We start from the raw sequence: 17,665 nt of genomic DNA, 5'->3' as shown, positions 1-17,665 counted from the left end.
AAAACCCCCTTTCCACGCTGAAAGGGGGTTTTGGGTCCGGTGCGGTGGTGGTTACCAGTCCGACTCGTCGAACTTGATGACGCCGCGAATGTTGTTGCCGTCCAGCATGTCCTGGTAGCCCCGGTTGATGTCTTCGAGCTTGTAGGTCCGGGTGATCATGTCGTCGATGTTCAGCAGGCCCGACTTGTACAGGGCCGTGAGCCGCGGCGTCTCGACGTGCGAGTTGCCACCGCCGAAGATGTTGCCCTTCAACGTCTTCTGCAACATGGTGAACAGGAAGAGGTTGAGCTTCACGTCGGCGTCCATCATCGACCCCATGCCCGTGACCACGCAGGTGCCGGTCTTGGCGGTGAGGATCATCGCCTCTTCGATGTACTCGCCCTTCATCTCGCCGACGGCGATGATGACCTTGTCGGCCATCAGACCCCAGGTCGTATCGATGACCGGCGCGATGGCCTCGGCCATCGACGGGTAGACGTGCGTGGCGCCGAACTTGATCGCCTGCTCGCGCTTCCACTCGTTCGGGTCGATCGCGATGACGTGCTTGGCACCCGAGATGACCGCGCCCTGCAGGGCGCTCATGCCGATGCCGCCGACGCCGACGACGATGACGGTCTCGCCGGGCTTGACGTCGGCGACGTTGGTGGCCGAACCGAAGCCCGTCGGCACTGCGCAGCCCATGATGGCCGCGGTCTCGAACGGGATGTCCTTGTCGATCTTGACGACCGAATCCTTGTGCACGGTCATGTACGGCGCGAAGGTGCCGAGCAGGTTCATCGGCGACACTTCACGGCCGCCTGCGGTGATCCGGTTGGTGCCGTCGGCGATCGCCTTGCCGCCGAGCAGGACCGCGCCGCGGTCACACAGTGAGCGGAAGCCCTTCAGGCACGGCGGGCATTCACCACAGGCCGGGATGAAGGCGAGGATGACGTGGTCGCCCTCCTCGATGCCGGTGACGTTCTTGCCGACCTTGGTGACGACGCCGGCGCCCTCATGGCCGCCGAGCGCGGGCAGCGCCATCGGGGTGGCACCGGTGGTCAGGTGGTAGTCCGAGTGGCACATGCCGGCGGCATGCATCTGGATCTGTACTTCGTCGGCGACGGGGTCGCCGAGGTCGATCTCGTCGACCTGGAACGGCGAGTTGAGTTCCCACAGCAGGGCGCCTTTGGTCTTCATGAGAGGCGATAATAGAACAGGTTGCAGTACTGTCAGGTAACTGGCCTCTGAGCTGCAGTTATGCAAGCTTGATTTCGTTGTTGGGTGACGGTTGTGGGGTGCGGCTCAGGGCCGGACGATGAGAAATGCACCTGACGCCGGTCTACTCCGACATGACCGAGATCAGAGCAAGCATCGTCCCGAACCTGTGGTTCGACAGGGAGGCCGAGCAGGCCGCCGAGCACTACATCTCCGCTTTCGGCGGCAACGGCCGCATCCTCAACACCATTGCCTCGCACCCCGATTCACCGTCTCCGCAGGATGTGCCGGTGGTGGTCGAGTTCGAGCTGGCCGGACAGCGCCTCGTCGGCATCAACGGTGGCCCGCAGTTCACCTTCAACGAGGCCGTCTCGCTGGAAGCGCGTGTCACCGGCCAGGAGCAGCTCGACCGGCTCTGGGCCGCCCTGGTCGACGGCGGTGAGGAATTGCCGTGCGGCTGGCTCAAGGACAAATACGGCCTGGCTTGGCAGATCACTCCGACCGAGTACTACGACCTGTTGGGCAAGGGTGATGCCGAGGGCGACTCCCGGCTGATGGCGGCGGTGCTGAGCACCCACGGGAAGTTCGACATTGCCGAACTGCAGGCGGCCTACAAAGGTTCATGACCGCCGAGTGGCGATCACAAGGCGAGGGGCAGCCCGAACTTCTCGAACAGCGACAGCTCCATGAACGCCACCACGTGTGAGATGCCTTCGGGGCGTACCTCGAGAACATGCAGTTGGAACGCATCGTGCCGGCCCGTCTCGCGGTTGAGCATGTACATCGCCGCGGCGGGCTGGCCGTTGGCGCTCGTCGCGATGAACCGCATGTCCCCGGGCTCCTCGGCCGGGCATTTGTACCGGGACAGGTCGCCGATGGCCTGCGGCCCCTGGTACCAGCTGTCGAACGGCGGCATCTCCCACACAGCCTCGGCCGTGAACAGCTCGACCAGCTTGTCGATGTCGTAGGCCTCGAACGCGGCCATGTAGTCGCGCAGCAGGTTCTGGGCGTGCGGGGAGTCCGGCGCGGTGATCTCGTCGTCCTGGCTGGGGCCCACGGCGTCGAGCTGGGCCCGGGCCCGCTGCAGCAGGCTGTTGACCGCTGCCGTGGAGGTGCCGATCGCCCCGGCGACTTCGGCGGCCTTCCACTGCAGTACCTCGCGCATCACCAGCACCGCGCGTTGCCGAGCCGACAGATGCTGCAGTGCGGCGACGAACGCCAGTCGCACCGAATCACGGGTCCCGACGATCGTGCTGGGGTCAGCCGGGTCGTCGGTGGAATCCGGCAGAGGCTGCAACCAGGGGATCTCGTGGTGCTCGGAGATCTCGTCGGTGGGCGATGAACTCGGGTTCCCCAGTCCCGACGGCAGCGGGCGGCGTTGCCTGCCCTCCAGCGCCGTCAGGCAGGTGTTGGTGGCGATCCGGTACAGCCAGGTGCGCACCGAGGATTTGCCCTCGAAACCCCCGTAGGCCTTCCAGGCCCGCAGGTAGGTTTCCTGCACCAGATCCTCGGCATCGTGCAGCGAGCCCGTCATCCGGTAGCAGTGCGCCAGCAGCTCACGCCGGTAGCGTTGGGCATCGGCCAGGAACGCATCGGCCGGGCTGTCGTCGTCAAGGCGGTGAGCGAGGACCGTCACATTCGCGAGCTTACGCAGCACCCCCGACAACTTCGATCGAATACGCTCGCCAGGGTGACCAGCACGCGCAGTGAACAGACCTTCGACGGCGTCGGCGGGGTCCGCATCGTCTACGACGTGTGGACACCGGACATCGCGCCGCGGGGCGTCGTCGTCCTCTCCCACGGCCTGGGCGAACATGCCGGGCGGTACCACCACGTCGCGCAGCGGTTCGGGCAGGCCGGGCTGGTCGTCTACGCCCTGGACCACCGTGGTCACGGCCGCTCCGGCGGCAAGCGGGTCTATCTGCGCGACATGTCCGAATACGTCGGCGACTTCCACACACTGGTCGGCATCGCCGCCGCCGAGTACCCGCAGGTGCCCCGCCTCGTGCTGGGGCACAGCATGGGCGGCGGCATCGTGTTCAGCTACGGCGTCGAATACCCCGACGAATACACCGCGATGGTGCTGTCCGGGCCCGCGGTGGCCGCGCAGGCGTCGGTCTCTTCGGCTCTGGCGGCTGTGGCCAAGGTGCTCGGCAAGATCGCCCCCGGACTACCCGTGGAGAACCTCGACGCCGATGCGGTGTCCCGCGACCCCGAGGTGGTGGCCGCATACAAGGCCGACCCGCTGGTGTGGCACGGCAAGGTTCCGGCCGGCATCGCCCGGGCGCTGATCATCGTGGGCGAGACCATGCCGCAGCGCGCCTCGGCCCTGACGGCGCCGCTGCTGGTGGTGCACGGCGAGAAGGACCGTCTGGTGCCCGTCGAGGGCAGCCACCGTCTCGTCGAATGCGTGGCCTCCGGGGATGTCCACCTCAAGGTGTACCCGGGCCTGTTCCACGAGGTGTTCAACGAGCCGGAGAAGGAGCTTGTCCTCGACGACGTGACGACCTGGATCGAGACCCACCTGTGAGAAAGCTTGTTGCGGCGGTGCTTTCGGTCCTGCTGGTGGCCGGCTGCGGTGGTGCATCGAAGCAGGGGCAGCCACCGACGTGGACCGACACCGACGTCACGTTCGACGCCGACGGTCTCACCATCCACGGCACCTACCGGCACCAGGACAAGGCGAACCCGGCCGCGCTGCTGATCTCCGAGAGCGGTCCCACCGACCGCAACGGCGACAACAAGGTCGTCGGCGCGATTGGCAACATGCGTCAGCTCGCAGAAACGTTGTCGGACAAGGGTGTTGCCAGCCTGCGCTACGACAAGATCGGTACCGGCGCCACCAAGCTCGGCCCCTACGAGAAGAAACCCACCGAGGTGGTCAGCGGCGTCTACACCAGCGGGGCGGCCGCCGCGCTGCGCTTTCTGGCCGGGCAGCCGGGTACCGATGCGGGCGAGTTGTCCATCTACGCGGTGGGCGAAGGCGCCATCCACGCCATGACCCTGGCCGGTGCCGGTGACCCGAAGGTCCACTCGCTGGCGCTGTTCCAGCCCCTGTCCGGGCGCTATCTCGACATCATCACCAACCGGGTGCGCGCCGGCGCCACCCCCGAGGTGCTGACCGCCTGGCTGGGCGCCGTCGACGAGATTCGCACGAAGGGCACCGTGCCCGCCAACCTCCCCGAGGGGCTGAGCGCGATCGTCAACAAGGACAACCTCAACGCCATCATCGAGGCCGACAAGATCGACCCGCTGCAGCTGGCCGCCGCGCTGCCCGACGGCATGCCGGTGCTGTTGACCTGTTCGGACTCGGACTCCCAGGCCAGCTGCGCGATCGAGCGCCCGTTGATCGACGCCCTCAAGCACACCGCGCTCACGCTGGTCGAGCTCAAGGGCGTCAACCACGTCCTGCGCGACGATCCGACCGACAGCATCGCCAACTACGCCAAGCCCGGACCGTTGTCACCGCAGGTGGTGGATGCGATCAACAAGTTTGTCGGTGCCGATGGCTAGGTTTGTCGCGTGAGCGACGACAAGATGTTGGCGCGGATCGCGGCACTGTTGCGTCAGGCTGAGGGCACCGACAACTCCCACGAGGCCGAAGCGTTCATGGCGGCGGCTCAGCGGCTGGCCACGGCGACGTCCATCGATCTGGCGATGGCCCGGTCCCACTCGGCCGAACGCACCAAGGCGCAGATGCCCGTACAGCGCACCGTCACCATCGGGGAGGCCGGCACCAAGGGGCTGCGCACCTATGTGCAGCTGTTCGTGGTGATCGGCATGGCCAACGATGTGAAGTGCGATGTCGCGTCCAACTCGACGTTCGTCTACGCCTACGGGTTCGCCGAGGACATCGACGCCACCCATGCGCTCTACACCAGCCTGGTGCTGCAGATGGTGAAGGCGTCCGAGAGCTACATCGCCTCGGGTGCGCACCGCCCGACGCCCACCATCACCGCACGACTCAACTTCCAGTTGGCGTTCGGGGCCCGCATCGGGCAGCGACTGTCGGAAGCCAAAGAGGAGGCCCAGCAGGAGGCGGACCGCAATGACCGCCCTGGAACGGCAATCGCCTTGCGGAACAAGGACATAGAGCTGAAGAGCTTCTACCGGTCGGCGTCGCAGGCCCGCGGCACCTGGCGGGCCACCAATGCATCGGCCGGATACTCCTCGGCGGCCCGCAGGGCCGGTGACCGTGCGGGCAAGCGAGCGCGGCTGGGGCCGAGCACGGAGTTGTCCGGCGCTCGCGGCGCGCTGGAGAAGTGAGTCCGCGCGACAGCCAGCGGGCCCGCGTCTATGCCGCGGAGCAGTTCGTGCGGACCATGTTCGACCGTGCGGCACAACACAGTTCGCGGGCCATCGACTTCTTCGGCACTTCGCTCACGTTGCCTCCGGAGGCGAAGTTCGGGTCTGTGGATTCGGTGCAGCGCTACGTCGACGACGTGGTGGCCCGGGTCGGTGCTGATCCGGTCGCCGTGCGTCGCCGCCGAGGGGTGACCGCGGCGCACTACGAGCTGATCGACGGCAATGCCGTCATCGCCGTGCCCGAGCGCAACACCTGGGCGCTGCGAGAGCTGGTGGTACTGCACGAACTTGCCCATCACCTGAGCCACGCGGACCCGCCACACGGACCGGACTTCGTCGCGGCCCACATCGAATTGTGCACGGCGATCATGGGACCGGAGATGGGGCTGGTGCTTCGGATGGTCTACGGAAAAGAAGGCGTGGCCTGAATCTGCGGCTAGCCTGGCGCACATGACCGAAGCGCGCGATGTCGACCTGATGTTCAACAAGGTGCTGCGCACCGAAGACGATGCGCTGGCCGCGGCGCGCCAATCCGCGCAGGACGCCGACATGCCCGCCATCGAGGTCTCGGCCCAACACGGCAAGTTGTTGTCGCTGCTGGCCACGATCTCCGGGGCGCGACGGGTACTCGAGATCGGCACGCTCGCCGGCTACAGCACCATCAACCTGGCCCGCGGGGTGGGGCCGGACGGCAGCGTCGTCACGCTCGAATACGAGCCCCGTCATGCCGAGGTGGCGCAGGCCAATCTGGCGCGGGCCGGTGTGGCCGACCGGGTCGAGGTGATCGTCGGTGCCGCCCTCGACACGTTGCCCCGGCTCGCCGAACGCGGTGACGTGTTCGACCTCGCCTTCATCGATGCCGACAAGGAGAACAACGTCCGCTACGTCGAGTGGGCGATCGAACTGGGCAGGCCGGGGTCGATCATCGTGGTGGACAACATCACCCGGTCCGGACGCGTGCTCGAACCCGCGGCCGACGACCAGCAGGCGCGTGCCGTGCGGGACATGCTGGAGATGATGGGCAACGATCCGCGACTGGATGCGGCGGCCATTCAGACCGTGGGCACCAAGGGCTGGGACGGTTTCGCCGTCGCACTCGTGCGGTAGTCGACCCAACTCGCACCGACGGACCCCTCAAACGCCACGAGCGTGCGCAATCTGCCGGTGGTTGACGGTGTGTCGACCAGCAGACGCGCACGCTCGCGGAGCTTGATTAAGCGAGGGTGTCCTGCGGCTCGCGTTGGATCGGCCGGGGCCAGGGCTCCGGCTTGGGACGCTGACGCACCATCTGCGGCCACCAGAACCATTTGCCGAGCAGCGCGGCGATCGAGGGTGTCATGAAGGCCCGGATCACCAGGGTGTCGAACAGCAGGCCCAGGCCGATCGTGGTGCCGACCTGACCGATCACCGCCAGCTCGCTGATCGCCATCGACATCATGGTGAACGCGAACACCAGACCCGCGGCCGTCACCACCGAACCACTGCCGCCCATTGCGCGGATGATGCCGGTGTTCAGGCCCGCGTGGATCTCCTCCTTGAGCCGGGAGACCAGTAGCAGGTTGTAGTCCGCACCCACGGCCAACAGGATGATCACCGACATGGCCAGCACCATCCAGTGCAGTTCCAGCCCGATCAGGTGCTGCCAGATGAGCACCGACAGGCCGAATGCGCTGCCCAGTGAGATCACCACCGTGCCGACGATCACCGCGGCGGCCACCACGCTGCGCGTGATGATCAGCATGATGATGAAAATCAGGCAGAGCGAGGCGATTCCGGCGATCAGCAGGTCGTAGTTGGCGCCCTCCTGCATGTCCTTGAAGGTGGCCGCGGTACCGCCGAGGTAGATCTTGGAACCCTCCAACGGGGTGCCCTTGATGGCCTCCTTGGCGGCCAGCTTGATGGCGTCGATGTGCTTGACACCCTCGGGGCTCATCGGGTCGCCCTCGTGGCTGATGATGAACCGCACCGCGTGCCCGTCAGGCGACAGGAACATCTTCATGCCGCGCTTGAAGTCCGGGTTCTCGAAGGTTTCCGGCGGCAGGTAGAACGAGTCGTCGTTCTTCGCGGCGTCGAAGGCCTGACCCATGGCGGTGGAGTTGTCCTGCATGGCCGCCATCTGATCCTGCAAGCCGCCGTTGGTGGCCTGCATGGTCAGCATCATGGTCTTCATCGTCTTCATGGTCGCGATCATGGGCTGCATGTTCGCGATCATCACCGGGATGAGGGCGTTCATCTTGTCCATGTCAGGGACGATCTGCTCGAAATCGGCTGTCATGGTGTCGACGCCGTCAAGGGTGTCGAACACCGAGCGCATCGCCCAGCACATCGGGATGTCGTAGCAGTGCGGTTCCCAGTACAGGTAGTTGCGGATCGGCCGGAAGAAGTCGTCGAAATCCGAGATGTGGTCGCGGAGTTCCTTGATGTCGTCGACCATGCCGTGCATCTTGCCGACCATGCTGTTCATGACCGCCTTCATCTGCTCCATGAGCGCGATCATCTTGGTCATCGTGTCGATCGTGACCTGCATTTCGTCGGCCTGCTTGAGCATGTCGTCCATGCGGTCCTGCATGTACTTCTGATTCATGGTCTGGGTCGTGCCCTGCATGCTGATGTTGAACGGGATCGAGGTGTGCTCGATCGGCGTTCCCTGCGGGCGCGTGATGGCCTGGACCCGAGAGATGCCGGGCACCTGGAAGATTCGCTTGGCGATCCGCTCGATCACCAGGAAGTCCGCCGAGTTGCGCAGATCGTGGTCGCTCTCGATCAGCAGCAGTTCGGGGTTCATCCGGGCCGGGGAGAAGTGCCGGTCGGCCGCGGCGTAGCCGCTGTTGGCCGGCAGGTCCGCCGGCATGTAGTCGCGGTCGTTGTAGTTGGTCCGGTAGCCGGGCAGGGTCAGCAAGCCGACCATCGAGATGGCGATGGTGGCGATCAGGATCGGTCCGGGCCAACGCACAACGGCCGCACCGACTTTGCGCCAGCCGCGGGTACGTGAGGCCCGCTTGGGCTCAAGTGTCTTGCCGAACTTGCTGGCCACCGTGATGATGGCCGGTCCGATGGTCAGCGCGGCGGCGACCACGGTGACCATGCCGATGGCCAGTGGGATGCCCAGGGACTGGAAGTACGGTAGCCGGGTGAAATGCAGACACAGCGTGGCGCCCGCGATGGTCAGGCCCGAGCCCAGCACGACGTGTGCGGTGCCGTGGAACATCGTGTAGTAGGACTGTTCCCGGTCTTCGCCGACACTTCGGGCCTCTTGATATCGGCCTATCAGGAAGATCGCGTAGTCGGTGGCCGCGGCGATGGCCAGTGTCACCAACAAGTTGGTGGCGAAGGTCGAGAGGCCGATGATGTTGTAGTAGCCCAGGAACGCGATCACGCCACGGGCTGCGGTCAGGGACAGCACCACCATGACCAGGGTGAGCAGCACCGTGATGATGGAGCGGTAGACCATCAGCAGCATGATGATGATGACCGTGAAGGTCAGCGCCTCGATCATCCGCATGCTGCGGTCACCGGCGATGTTCTGATCGGCCGACAGTGCGGCCGGCCCGGTCACATAGGCCTTGACCCCGTCGGGCGCCTTCACGCTGTCGACGATCTTCTGCGTGGCCTCGACCGATTCGTTGGCCAGCGCCTCGCCCTGGTTACCGGCGGTGTAGACCTGCACGTAGGCGGACTTGCCGTCGGAGCTCTGGGCGCCGGACGCGGTCAGCGGATCGCCCCAGAAGTCCTGGACGTGCTCGATGTGCTTGGTGTCGGCCTTGAGCTTGGCGATGATCTCGTCGTAGTACTTGTGAGAGTCGTCGCCGAGAGGCTGGTCGCCCTCGAGGACGACCATCACCGAGCTGTTGGACTTGAACTCCTGGAACACCTCGCCGACGCGCTTCATGGCGATCATCGACGGCGCGTCGTCCGGTGTCATCGACACCGAGCGCATCTTCCCGACTTCTTCGAGCTGGGGAACGATCACGTTGAGCAAGGCGATGACGGCGATCCAGCCGATGATGATCGGCACCGACAGCCGCCGGATCCACTTGGCGATCCCGCCATGGTCGGTGTGCTTCGGTGCGGGGGCGACCGGGATCGAGTCGGTCGGAGTGTCGTAATTGCTCATGCAGATTTCACCAAGCAGAAGGTCTGGGCGTTCACGCCGTTGGAGGTTCTCTCGTCCTTGAGTTCGTCATCGACGGTGATGCGACAGCTGATCGTGTCGCCGTTGCCCTGGGCCACGATGTTGGGGAACACCGACGGCGCGGTGGACTCCAGCCGCAGCGTCCACGGCAGCGTCACCCCGTCGATGCGCTGGGGCTGAGCGTCGAGATCGAGGTAGTTCACGTCGGCGGTCGCGCCGGGCACGCCGTCGATCTCGTAGACCACGACCTTGGGATCGAACGGCTTGGTGTCATCGACCTTGGCGCTGGAGATGCCGGTGCCGTCGCCGGCGCCGAAGAACGTGCGGACCCGCATCACCGTGAACCCGCCCACCAGCACCACCGCGGCGATGATCAACGGAATCCAGAACCGTCTCAACAGCTTCATATTCGCTGGTCGGCCTTTCGGAGGTCAGGTACGCGATGACGTACCGGCTGGCTGCGCAGCTCCATTGCCACTTCGTGATCATGTCGGCGTCGGCGGATTCCCGCCAACACCTTTCTACGTCGACGTCTCCGTCGGATTCGTCCCGGAAGGGACTGACTGACATCTCCGAGATCAAGCGACTGCCGGGCCCGCTCATGACGGTGATGTCGGCGACGAGCCGACGTTGCTCATCCAATGGGATGAAGGGTAGTACGCCTTCCACGCTCCACAGGGTGGCCCGTTCGGCGTCGAACCCCGCCCGAACGAGGGCGACGGGCCAGTTTCCGCTGATGTCGGCAGGGACGCTGTGTACGGCGGCCGTGGGTGTGGCGTCGGCCATAGCGTCGGTCTTGACTTCCAGGATCGCCGGATCGTCGAGGACGTACACCGTGGTTCTGGCGGGCCACGGCAGCTGATATGGACGTGGGTCCAGATCGGAAGCGAGGAAAACCACCTGCTCGATGCCGGTTTCGACGGCCGTCATCAGATAGGTGTCGAGGAGGTCGGCCGCTGGTGCCATGCACGAACTCGGCATCAGTACTCCTCCCCGCAGATCTCCTTGCCGGATGTAAAGTGAAACCTATACAGTCGGCTAACTGCAATCAAGTTAGTTCGTTTAATTTACGGTGTGATCTAGCACCCTTGGATACGCTCAGGCGCGACGAAGGGACGGGTGTGGCGAAGGCTGTGGCGCCGCGTGGCTTTGCGCGCGAACGAGTGCTGGAAGCTGCCCTGAGCCTGTTCGCAGAGCACGGCGTGAACGGCACGTCGCTGCAGATGATCGCCGACCGCCTCGGCGTCAGCAAGGCCGCCGTCTACTACCAGTTCCATTCCAAGGACGAGATCGTGCTGGCTGTCATTCAGCCGGTCTTCGACGACATGATGCGGCTGGTCCGCATCGCCGAGGCGATGTCAACGCCGGAGGCCCGGCGGGAGGCCGCCATCAGCGGAATGGTGGAGATGGCCGTGCGGCATCGCCGCGTGACCGCGGTGTTCCATGGCGATCCTGTCATCGACAGCCTGGTGCACAGCCGGGAAGAACTTCAGGACACGATCGAACGCCTCACCGGGATCCTGCTCGGCCCCGATCCCGACGTCTCCGATCGGATCGCCATGTCGGTGCTCGCGGCCGGGGTCTACGGCAGCGCCACCGATCCCGCGCTCAGCGACGTGACCGACGAGGAACTGCACCGGGCACTGCTGGACTGCGCGCAGCGGTTGCTGCACGCGCCCGTGCAGCGCGTCGCTTCCGCCTGACCGGCCTAACCTCGCAGCGCCGAAGCGAAGATCGCCGGCAGCTTGCCCCAGCCCGGGGCCGCCGCGAACTCCACCAGCAGCCGCCCCGTCCTCGCCGCGGTGCGGTTGTTGACGAACCACGGCGGCTTCGGCGACAACGACCACTCGCCTTTGAACACCGAGCGCGGCGCGGGCCGGAACGGGCCGCGGACCACGGTGCGTTCCGGACGATCGAGCAGAAAAGCGTTGTGCACCACGCCGGTTCCGCTCTGGATGTCGTTGCGCTCGTGTCCGGGGAAGGCTCCCCAGGTGGCCGTTGGTGTCAGGTAGCCGACGCCGGTCCAGGCGTTGATCGCGATGGTGCCGTAGCGCAGCCGCTCGATGAGGTGGTCGAACTTTTCGCCGAGGCCCGCGATGGTGTTCGGATGCGCGATGATGTTCACCCCGAGGGTGCCGACGAACTCGTCGTTGGCGATACGCACGGCCTCTTCGGCGAACTCGTCATCCGGGACGTCGAGGTCGATCACGCCGAGCACTGGACCGAAGTATTCGGTCCGCAACAACGCTTCGCCGTCGGCCGGATCGATCACCAGGACCCGGGCACCCCTCGAGCCCAGATGCTGCGCGTCCGGGTACGACGCGTCCGCGCTGGCCACCCTGACGTCGGAACCGGGGTAGTAGGCGGCCCGGTCCGGCGCGTCGTTGACGGCCTTGCGGAGCGCGGCGATGAACGCGTCGCGCTGCGCCCAGCGCTTGGGCAGCACCACCACCTGCGCGGCCACACAGTTGTAGCCGTTGTTGTGCAGCCGTTGCGTGGCAACGTGATTGGCCTGGAACTCGATGTCGTCTTTGCTCCAGGTGCCGGGCAGTACGATGGTCGGAGACACCCCGCCGAGCTCGGCGGTCATCTCCTTGTCGAGCACCGGCTCGTCGGCGGCCTTGCGCCGGGCGCCTTCATCCCCGGTGCCGAACACAATGGCGTCATAGGTCAGTGCACTACCCGTCATGTGCACGTGGTCGACGAGCTTGTGCCGCACCAGATATGTGCCGGCGTCGGCTCCGCCGGTCAGGATGCGCACCGCGCCGATGGCGATGAACGGCGCCAGCACCTTGGTCAGTACCGGCAGCAGATCATCGGTGATCGGGTTGAGCTTCAGGGCCACCACACGGTTGTTGGCATACAGCTCATAGATGGTGTCCAGTGGGGCGATCGAGAAGATGTTGCCCGCGCCGAGTACCGCGCCGACACCGTTGGTGCGCGACGGATCGCGCTGGGCCAGACCGGCCGCCCGGATCGCCTCGGTCTTCTCGATACCGGGCTGCAGCCACACCTCGGCACTGAACCCGGACAGCAGCAGCTGATCGAAGGTGTTCAGCGGCAAGGCTTTTACCGTCGTGCGTCCGCCGGGGGCGTAACCGAACTCGGCGCCGTCCAGTGGGCTGCGGCCCGCTTCCAGCTTGGCCAGGCTGTCCGATAGCGCGCCGAGGGCGGCCGCCAGCGAGTACGGACCGGATATCCACTCCTCGCCGACCAGCGGGGAGGCCGGGTCCAATTGTTTGATCCCGACGGCGGCGTCCACCCACTCGCCGGCATGGCGCGCGGTCAGTGCCCGCACCTCGTCGAGCAGTCCGCGTCGGGCCGCCAATGACAGGGAAGCCCAGGTCTTTTCACCTTCGACGAGTTCCTCGAGGGCCTCGTCGATCTGCGTTTCGGTCATCTCAGCTCGCGCTCTTGTCGAATCGGACCAATGCGTCGTGATGATTGTGGGCATACGGTGTCGGGCCCTCGCCCGCCTGCCGCTTGGCCACGATGGCAGCGTACTGCTCGAACGGAGTGGTCCGGTCCCATTTGGTCCTGGCCTCGGCCGGGGTGTAGGTCACGGTGTTCTTGGCCGGGATGTGCATGAGGGTGGGGCCGACGATGGGCGTGGTGTTGGGCGTTGTGAGGTCCAGGACCGCAAGCTCCAGCCGCGGATAGGCGGCGACGACCCGCAGGAAGGGGCGAACCACCGCGCGCGCCGCGATGTCGGCGAACCGGCGCTGCGGGATGCCGCCGAGCAGTCGCATCCACTGCGGCATGGTGGCGATGATGGCGGCGCGCATCGGGATGTTGAACAGCTTGCGCATCCAGCGTGGCATCCGCTCGGGCAGGATGTGGTAGCCCAGATCCACCAGGTAGTCCATCATGCGCTGGGCCACCTCCGAGCCGACCAGATCGGGCCGGAATCTCTCGAAGTACTCGCGGATGCCCTCGCGGGTGCGTGGGACGTCGTCGGGGTTGATGGTCTGGAACTCCGCGGCCCGTGCGCACTCCTCCCAGTACTGGCTCTCCTCGGCCGCCGACAGCTTGCCTGGGCCGAACATCTCGTAGCTGTAGAGGATCGAGTGCCACGCGGTCAGGTGGATCCACAGCTGCGAATGCGGATCGTTGGCGTCGAACGGGCGCTTGGTGATGGGTTCGGTGCCGATGGCCTTGGAGTGGATCTTGACCAGGATCTCGGACGCGTCGAGGACGGACTTGGCGTCGCCGAAGGCCACCAGGGCGAAGTACTGCATGGTCCGGTCGTAGCGCAGCCGGGTGCGGCTGTAGACCTGCCCGGTGGCGTCGACGGCGGCGGCCAGGAACGGGTCGAGGTGCTCGATGGTCACCGCCCGTGAGAAGCCGATCAGCAGTGAGGTGGGGTAGCTCCACACCTTCCAGGTGACCGAATCCGGGCCGAAGAAGCCGTAGTCCTCGGCCGGCGCCAGCGGTTCGGCGATTGCCGGCAGGCCCGCCGCTTTGCGAAGTGCGATCAGCGCGTCCATCTGCGTGTTTCCCTTCGAAATTTAGTGGTACATGACGTACCAGTTGGCTGAATGGTACGTCATGTACCAGTTAATTGGCTAGGGTGTATCCGTGGAGAGCGGCACTACCGGGAGATGGGCGGGCCAGCGGGAACGCCGGCGGGGCGAGTTCGTCGACGCCGCACTGTCCGCGATCGCCGAGCACGGTCCGCAGACCTCGACCGAGCAGATCGCGGCCCACGTCGGCGTCACCCGCACCAAGCTGTACCGGCACTTCGCCGGCGCCGCCGACCTGCAGCGGGCAATCGCGCAGCGAGCCGCGGAGATGCTCAACACCGAACTCGCGCCGCTGTGGACCCCGCACGGTTCGATGGCCCAGATCATTGAGGCCAGCGTCGGCGCCCACGTGGGGTTCCTGGTCGAGCACCGCAACCTGTACCGCTACCTGGCCCGGTGCTCACTCGGTGAGGACGGCTCGACACCCGACGCCATCGCCGACATCAGGCTGACCATCGGGACCCAGCTCGGTGTGCTGTTCACGGTGTATCTCAACGCTTTCGGCGTGGACACCGATCCGCAGCCGTTGGCGTTCGCCATCGTCGGGCTGGTCGAATCGACGACCGGCCGGTGGCTCGACCACCCCGGCACGACCTTGCAGGACCGTCTGGTGGCCGATCTGGTCCGGTGGATCTGGCTGCTGGTCGACGACACCCTGCGAGCCGGCGGGGTGTACGTGGACAGCGCAGAGCCGCTACCCACCCCCGACGTGATCGCCGCGCAGGCCGAGATCTACCGGGACCCGCACCGCGTCGGCGTCTGAGTCCTCTTTTGCACCGCGAGCGTGCGTGTCTGCTGGCCGCCACGCCGTCACGCGTCGGCATTTTCCGCACGCTCGCGACGCGCGGGATGCAGTTACGGCGCGAGCTCGGCCACCGCCTGTGCGGCCGACGTGACGCGGTCCAACCGCAAGGCGGTCTCCCCGGCATAGAGCGCGGCGCGGTCCACCCAATGGGCGGGCATGGCCGCGGTGAGCGTGATGGGGGTGAGGAACGGCAGCGCTGGGTGTTGAAGGTGCAGCAGTGCGCCGTCGCCGCGGTCGGGGATCCGGGACAGCGGCGCACTGAACTTGTTGATCGCCGCAGGCAGCCGGCGGGCGCTTCCGTCGGGGTGGCACCAGCGCCGGGTTGTGGCGTTCGGGAGTACCCGATGTCGCTCCGGCCAGCCCAGGCCGAACACCGTGGTCTCGATCGTGCTGTCCGCGTCGATGATTCGCTGCCGGTAGGCCGGGTGGGCACCGGACTCGTCGGTGAGCAGGAACCGGGTGCCTGCCACCACGCCTGCTGCGCCTGCACCGAGCGCCGCGCGGGTATCGGCTGTTGTGGCGATGCCTCCGGCCGCGAACACCGGGCGGGAACCGGCCAATGCCAATGCCTTTGGTAAGAACGCGGTCTGATCCACGACGCCGACCAGGTGCCCGCCCGCCTCCCGGCCCTGTGCGATCAACCCGTCCGCTCCGTAGGCCAGAGCCTCGGCCGCCTGCTCTTCCGTGCCGACCATCACCATGACGAATATGCCGCTGTCCGAGAGCCTTTGGATCAGTGCACGATCGATCGCGAAGGCCATCACGGCGATGTCGATCCGCGATTCCAGACAGGCCTCGATATGCGGGCGGCGGGTGAACGGCATCAACAGATTGACCGCGACCGCTCGGCCGGGCGCCTGGTCGCGGACCGTCGCGATGGCCGACTTGAGCTGCCCGGGTGGCAGGAGCCCCAAGGTGCCCAGTCCGCCGGCCGCTGCCACCGCGGCGGCCAGCGGTGCGCCCGCAATGCCGCCGCCCATGCCGGCCTGGGCCACGGGTACATCGAGTTTCAGCCGGTCTGCGATGTCCATGCCGCGATTCTGCGTCATCTGGGTCGGCGCGAGCGTGCGCAAACTGCCGACGTTTTACGGCGTGGCGGCCGACAGACACGCACGGTCGCGGTGCCTGGGGTTACCACCGGCAGAAGTCGGGACCGGAACCGGAGTCGACGGCGCGGAAGGCGAGCAGATGCCGCTGCCACCACGGCAGCGGCGCCGACAGGACCGGGTCGTGCGTCGCGTCGTCCACCACCTGCGGGGGTCCGTCGTGCAGATAGGCGACGCGGACGCCGGTGAGTCCAGCATCCCGCCACAGCAGCACGGTGCGCCGCAGCTCGAGCCAGGGGATGCGGACCGGAGGATCCTCGTCCATCCAGCGGGTCTGCCTACTGAGGGCCGTCACGTCGCCCGGCCGCTCGGGCAACTCCAGCCCGACCAGGGTGACGGTGTCGCGTTGGTAACCCGCCAGCTCGAGGGCGGTGACGCCGGGCAGCAGGTGGTTGGTGGTGCCCTCCTCGGTGTGCAGGTTGCTGAACATCGAGTAGTTCGCGACGGTCTTGAGCCCCAGATACGGCGTGATCCCGTTGGCGAAGGCCAGCAGCGGCGCGAGGAGCAGTACCAAGGGGCGTAGCTGCCAGCTCGGGGCGCGGACACCGGTCGACTCGGCAGCACGGTAGGCCCGCAGTAGCGCGACCATGAACGGGATCACCGCGACGGCCCAGGTGAGTACGAGCAGGGTGTGCCACGGCAGGCCGATCGGGCTGTCCGGCGATTCGGCCGAGCTCGATACCAGACTCACCAGCACATGGGCCGTGAAGCCCGTGAGCGCCAGGCCCCGCGGTCGCCCGATCGTTGCGAGCGTGCGCAAAATGCCGACATTTCGCGGTGTGTCGGGCGGCAGACACGCACGCTCGCGGTGCCGGGGTGTCAGGGTCACGAACACCTCGGCCGGGACCAGCAGCACGTACAGCGCGAAGACGACGGTGGCGAAGTCGTAGAACGAGGCCAAGGCCAGGATCGAATGGAAGCCGACACCGAGAAGGATGCCCCAGAAACGCAGCCGCGGCACCGCCAGCAACGCCAGAATGGCGGCCTCGCTCACCACTGCGACGATGGCGACGAACTGCCCGACAGCTGGGCCCGGCACCACAGCGTCGAAGCCGTTGAGCCAGATGAGCTGGCCGAACAGGTCGCTGCCACATGAGGTTTCCGGCGAGAAGTAGCCGGTGTTCAGCTTGTCGAACACCGTGAACAGGTAGACCACCAGCAACACCAGGCCGACCGGGCTGCGCGCGGCATCCAGCCAGCGCCCGACAAAACTGTCCGCCATACCCGGCCGGTTCCGGGCCACCGATGCCCACAGGGCCGCGGTGCCCAGCGCCACGGCGACCAGCAGGCTCAGCACCAGGTGGTTCGACGCCGCAGGCAGGTTCAGCACGGCCACCGTGGCGCCGGCCGCCACGGCCAGAGCAGCGGCGGCGACCGAGCCGGGAAACAGCAGGGCGGGCAGACCGGCCAAAAGGACCGGCAGCACCGCGAGGGGCTGACTGTCGGAGTAATGGAAGACCAACGCCATCGCGAACAACGTTGCGAACCAGCCGAGTTGCTGACGTGCGCCGGTGGGGTCGTCCGATCGGACGTTGCTGCGCCACCGCATTGAGAAGACTGTACTTGCCGGCCGTCCTGGGCCGTCGGCAGCCGCCGCCAC

General features: G+C 66.4%; 17 protein-coding genes. 8 read left to right on the top strand and 9 right to left on the bottom strand.

What is annotated here, in order from left to right; translation table 11 throughout:
* Positions 1 to 51: 51 nt before the first annotated feature.
* Positions 52 to 1,176, bottom strand: a complete 1,125-nt coding sequence (locus tag ACNQR1_RS01510; protein WP_418043518.1) for an NDMA-dependent alcohol dehydrogenase — start codon at positions 1,174 to 1,176, stop codon at positions 52 to 54.
* 125 nt (positions 1,177 to 1,301) lie between these two features.
* Between ACNQR1_RS01510 and ACNQR1_RS01505 the strand changes: the two genes are divergently transcribed.
* The gene (locus ACNQR1_RS01505) at positions 1,302 to 1,820 is read left to right on the top strand and encodes a VOC family protein (RefSeq protein ID WP_418043516.1); all 519 of its coding nucleotides are present in this window, start codon (positions 1,302 to 1,304) and stop codon (positions 1,818 to 1,820) included.
* 14 nt (positions 1,821 to 1,834) lie between these two features.
* Here ACNQR1_RS01505 and ACNQR1_RS01500 read toward each other — a convergent pair whose 3' ends face one another.
* Positions 1,835 to 2,860 carry a sigma-70 family RNA polymerase sigma factor gene (locus ACNQR1_RS01500; RefSeq protein WP_418043514.1) on the bottom strand — a complete coding sequence of 342 codons (1,026 nt, stop codon included), beginning with the start codon at positions 2,858 to 2,860 and terminating at the stop codon, positions 1,835 to 1,837.
* Between the two features lie 24 nt (positions 2,861 to 2,884).
* Between ACNQR1_RS01500 and ACNQR1_RS01495 the strand changes: the two genes are divergently transcribed.
* Genes ACNQR1_RS01495 through ACNQR1_RS01475 form a run of 5 tightly spaced genes read left to right on the top strand, consistent with a single transcriptional unit; the run spans position 2,885 to position 6,606 of the window.
* Positions 2,885 to 3,724: a lysophospholipase gene (locus tag ACNQR1_RS01495; protein ID WP_418043512.1), complete on the top strand. Its 840-nt coding sequence runs from the start codon at positions 2,885 to 2,887 to the stop codon at positions 3,722 to 3,724.
* On the top strand, positions 3,721 to 4,707 hold the full coding sequence (locus tag ACNQR1_RS01490; protein WP_418043510.1) for a hypothetical protein: 987 nt from the start codon (positions 3,721 to 3,723) through the stop codon (positions 4,705 to 4,707). The genes ACNQR1_RS01495 and ACNQR1_RS01490 overlap by 4 nt, the downstream gene beginning before the upstream one ends.
* A 9-nt stretch (positions 4,708 to 4,716) precedes the next feature.
* Positions 4,717 to 5,460 carry a DUF2786 domain-containing protein gene (locus tag ACNQR1_RS01485; RefSeq protein ID WP_418043508.1) on the top strand — a complete coding sequence of 248 codons (744 nt, stop codon included), beginning with the start codon at positions 4,717 to 4,719 and terminating at the stop codon, positions 5,458 to 5,460.
* A complete protein-coding gene (locus tag ACNQR1_RS01480; RefSeq protein ID WP_418043506.1) occupies positions 5,457 to 5,927 on the top strand; it encodes a TIGR04338 family metallohydrolase in 471 nt (156 codons plus the stop codon). Before ACNQR1_RS01485 ends, ACNQR1_RS01480 begins: the two co-directional genes overlap by 4 nt.
* Positions 5,928 to 5,949: 22 nt before the next feature.
* Positions 5,950 to 6,606, top strand: coding sequence for an O-methyltransferase (locus ACNQR1_RS01475; RefSeq protein WP_418043504.1), 657 nt, complete (start codon positions 5,950 to 5,952; stop codon positions 6,604 to 6,606).
* Between the two features lie 106 nt (positions 6,607 to 6,712).
* Here the strand turns inward: ACNQR1_RS01475 and ACNQR1_RS01470 are convergent, their stop codons facing one another.
* From ACNQR1_RS01470 to ACNQR1_RS01460, 3 genes are read right to left on the bottom strand one after another with little or no spacing between them, the layout of a single operon-like run.
* Positions 6,713 to 9,613, bottom strand: coding sequence for an RND family transporter (locus tag ACNQR1_RS01470; protein WP_418043502.1), 2,901 nt, complete (start codon positions 9,611 to 9,613; stop codon positions 6,713 to 6,715).
* Positions 9,610 to 9,984, bottom strand: a complete 375-nt coding sequence (locus tag ACNQR1_RS01465; protein ID WP_418043501.1) for an MmpS family transport accessory protein — start codon at positions 9,982 to 9,984, stop codon at positions 9,610 to 9,612. The genes ACNQR1_RS01470 and ACNQR1_RS01465 overlap by 4 nt, the downstream gene beginning before the upstream one ends.
* On the bottom strand, positions 9,902 to 10,597 hold the full coding sequence (locus ACNQR1_RS01460; RefSeq protein WP_418050234.1) for a class I SAM-dependent methyltransferase: 696 nt from the start codon (positions 10,595 to 10,597) through the stop codon (positions 9,902 to 9,904). The genes ACNQR1_RS01465 and ACNQR1_RS01460 overlap by 83 nt, the downstream gene beginning before the upstream one ends.
* A 155-nt stretch (positions 10,598 to 10,752) precedes the next feature.
* On the opposite strand from ACNQR1_RS01460, the gene ACNQR1_RS01455 reads away from it, so the two are divergent.
* Positions 10,753 to 11,334 (top strand): TetR/AcrR family transcriptional regulator, encoded by a 582-nt coding sequence (locus ACNQR1_RS01455; protein ID WP_418043499.1) that lies wholly within the window; start codon positions 10,753 to 10,755, stop codon positions 11,332 to 11,334.
* 5 nt (positions 11,335 to 11,339) lie between these two features.
* Here the strand turns inward: ACNQR1_RS01455 and ACNQR1_RS01450 are convergent, their stop codons facing one another.
* Positions 11,340 to 13,031, bottom strand: a complete 1,692-nt coding sequence (locus ACNQR1_RS01450; protein ID WP_418043497.1) for an aldehyde dehydrogenase family protein — start codon at positions 13,029 to 13,031, stop codon at positions 11,340 to 11,342.
* Position 13,032: 1 nt separating this feature from the next.
* On the bottom strand, positions 13,033 to 14,118 hold the full coding sequence (locus ACNQR1_RS01445) for an oxygenase MpaB family protein (RefSeq protein ID WP_418043495.1): 1,086 nt from the start codon (positions 14,116 to 14,118) through the stop codon (positions 13,033 to 13,035).
* A gap of 91 nt (positions 14,119 to 14,209) precedes the next feature.
* Here ACNQR1_RS01445 and ACNQR1_RS01440 point away from each other — a divergent pair, with 91 nt between their 5' ends.
* A complete protein-coding gene (locus tag ACNQR1_RS01440) occupies positions 14,210 to 14,917 on the top strand; it encodes a TetR/AcrR family transcriptional regulator (protein WP_418043493.1) in 708 nt (235 codons plus the stop codon).
* A gap of 92 nt (positions 14,918 to 15,009) precedes the next feature.
* Here the strand turns inward: ACNQR1_RS01440 and ACNQR1_RS01435 are convergent, their stop codons facing one another.
* Positions 15,010 to 15,990, bottom strand: a complete 981-nt coding sequence (locus tag ACNQR1_RS01435) for an NAD(P)H-dependent flavin oxidoreductase (protein WP_418043491.1) — start codon at positions 15,988 to 15,990, stop codon at positions 15,010 to 15,012.
* Positions 15,991 to 16,090: 100 nt separating this feature from the next.
* On the bottom strand, positions 16,091 to 17,614 hold the full coding sequence (locus tag ACNQR1_RS01430) for a hypothetical protein (RefSeq protein ID WP_418043489.1): 1,524 nt from the start codon (positions 17,612 to 17,614) through the stop codon (positions 16,091 to 16,093).
* Positions 17,615 to 17,665: the final 51 nt, after the last annotated feature.

Origin of the sequence: Mycobacterium sp. 48b (assembly GCF_048282725.1) — a bacterium.
GTDB lineage: Bacteria > Actinomycetota > Actinomycetes > Mycobacteriales > Mycobacteriaceae > Mycobacterium.
The sequence above is the reverse complement of the archived record's forward strand: the minus strand, read 5'-3'. Positions and strand labels throughout refer to the sequence as shown.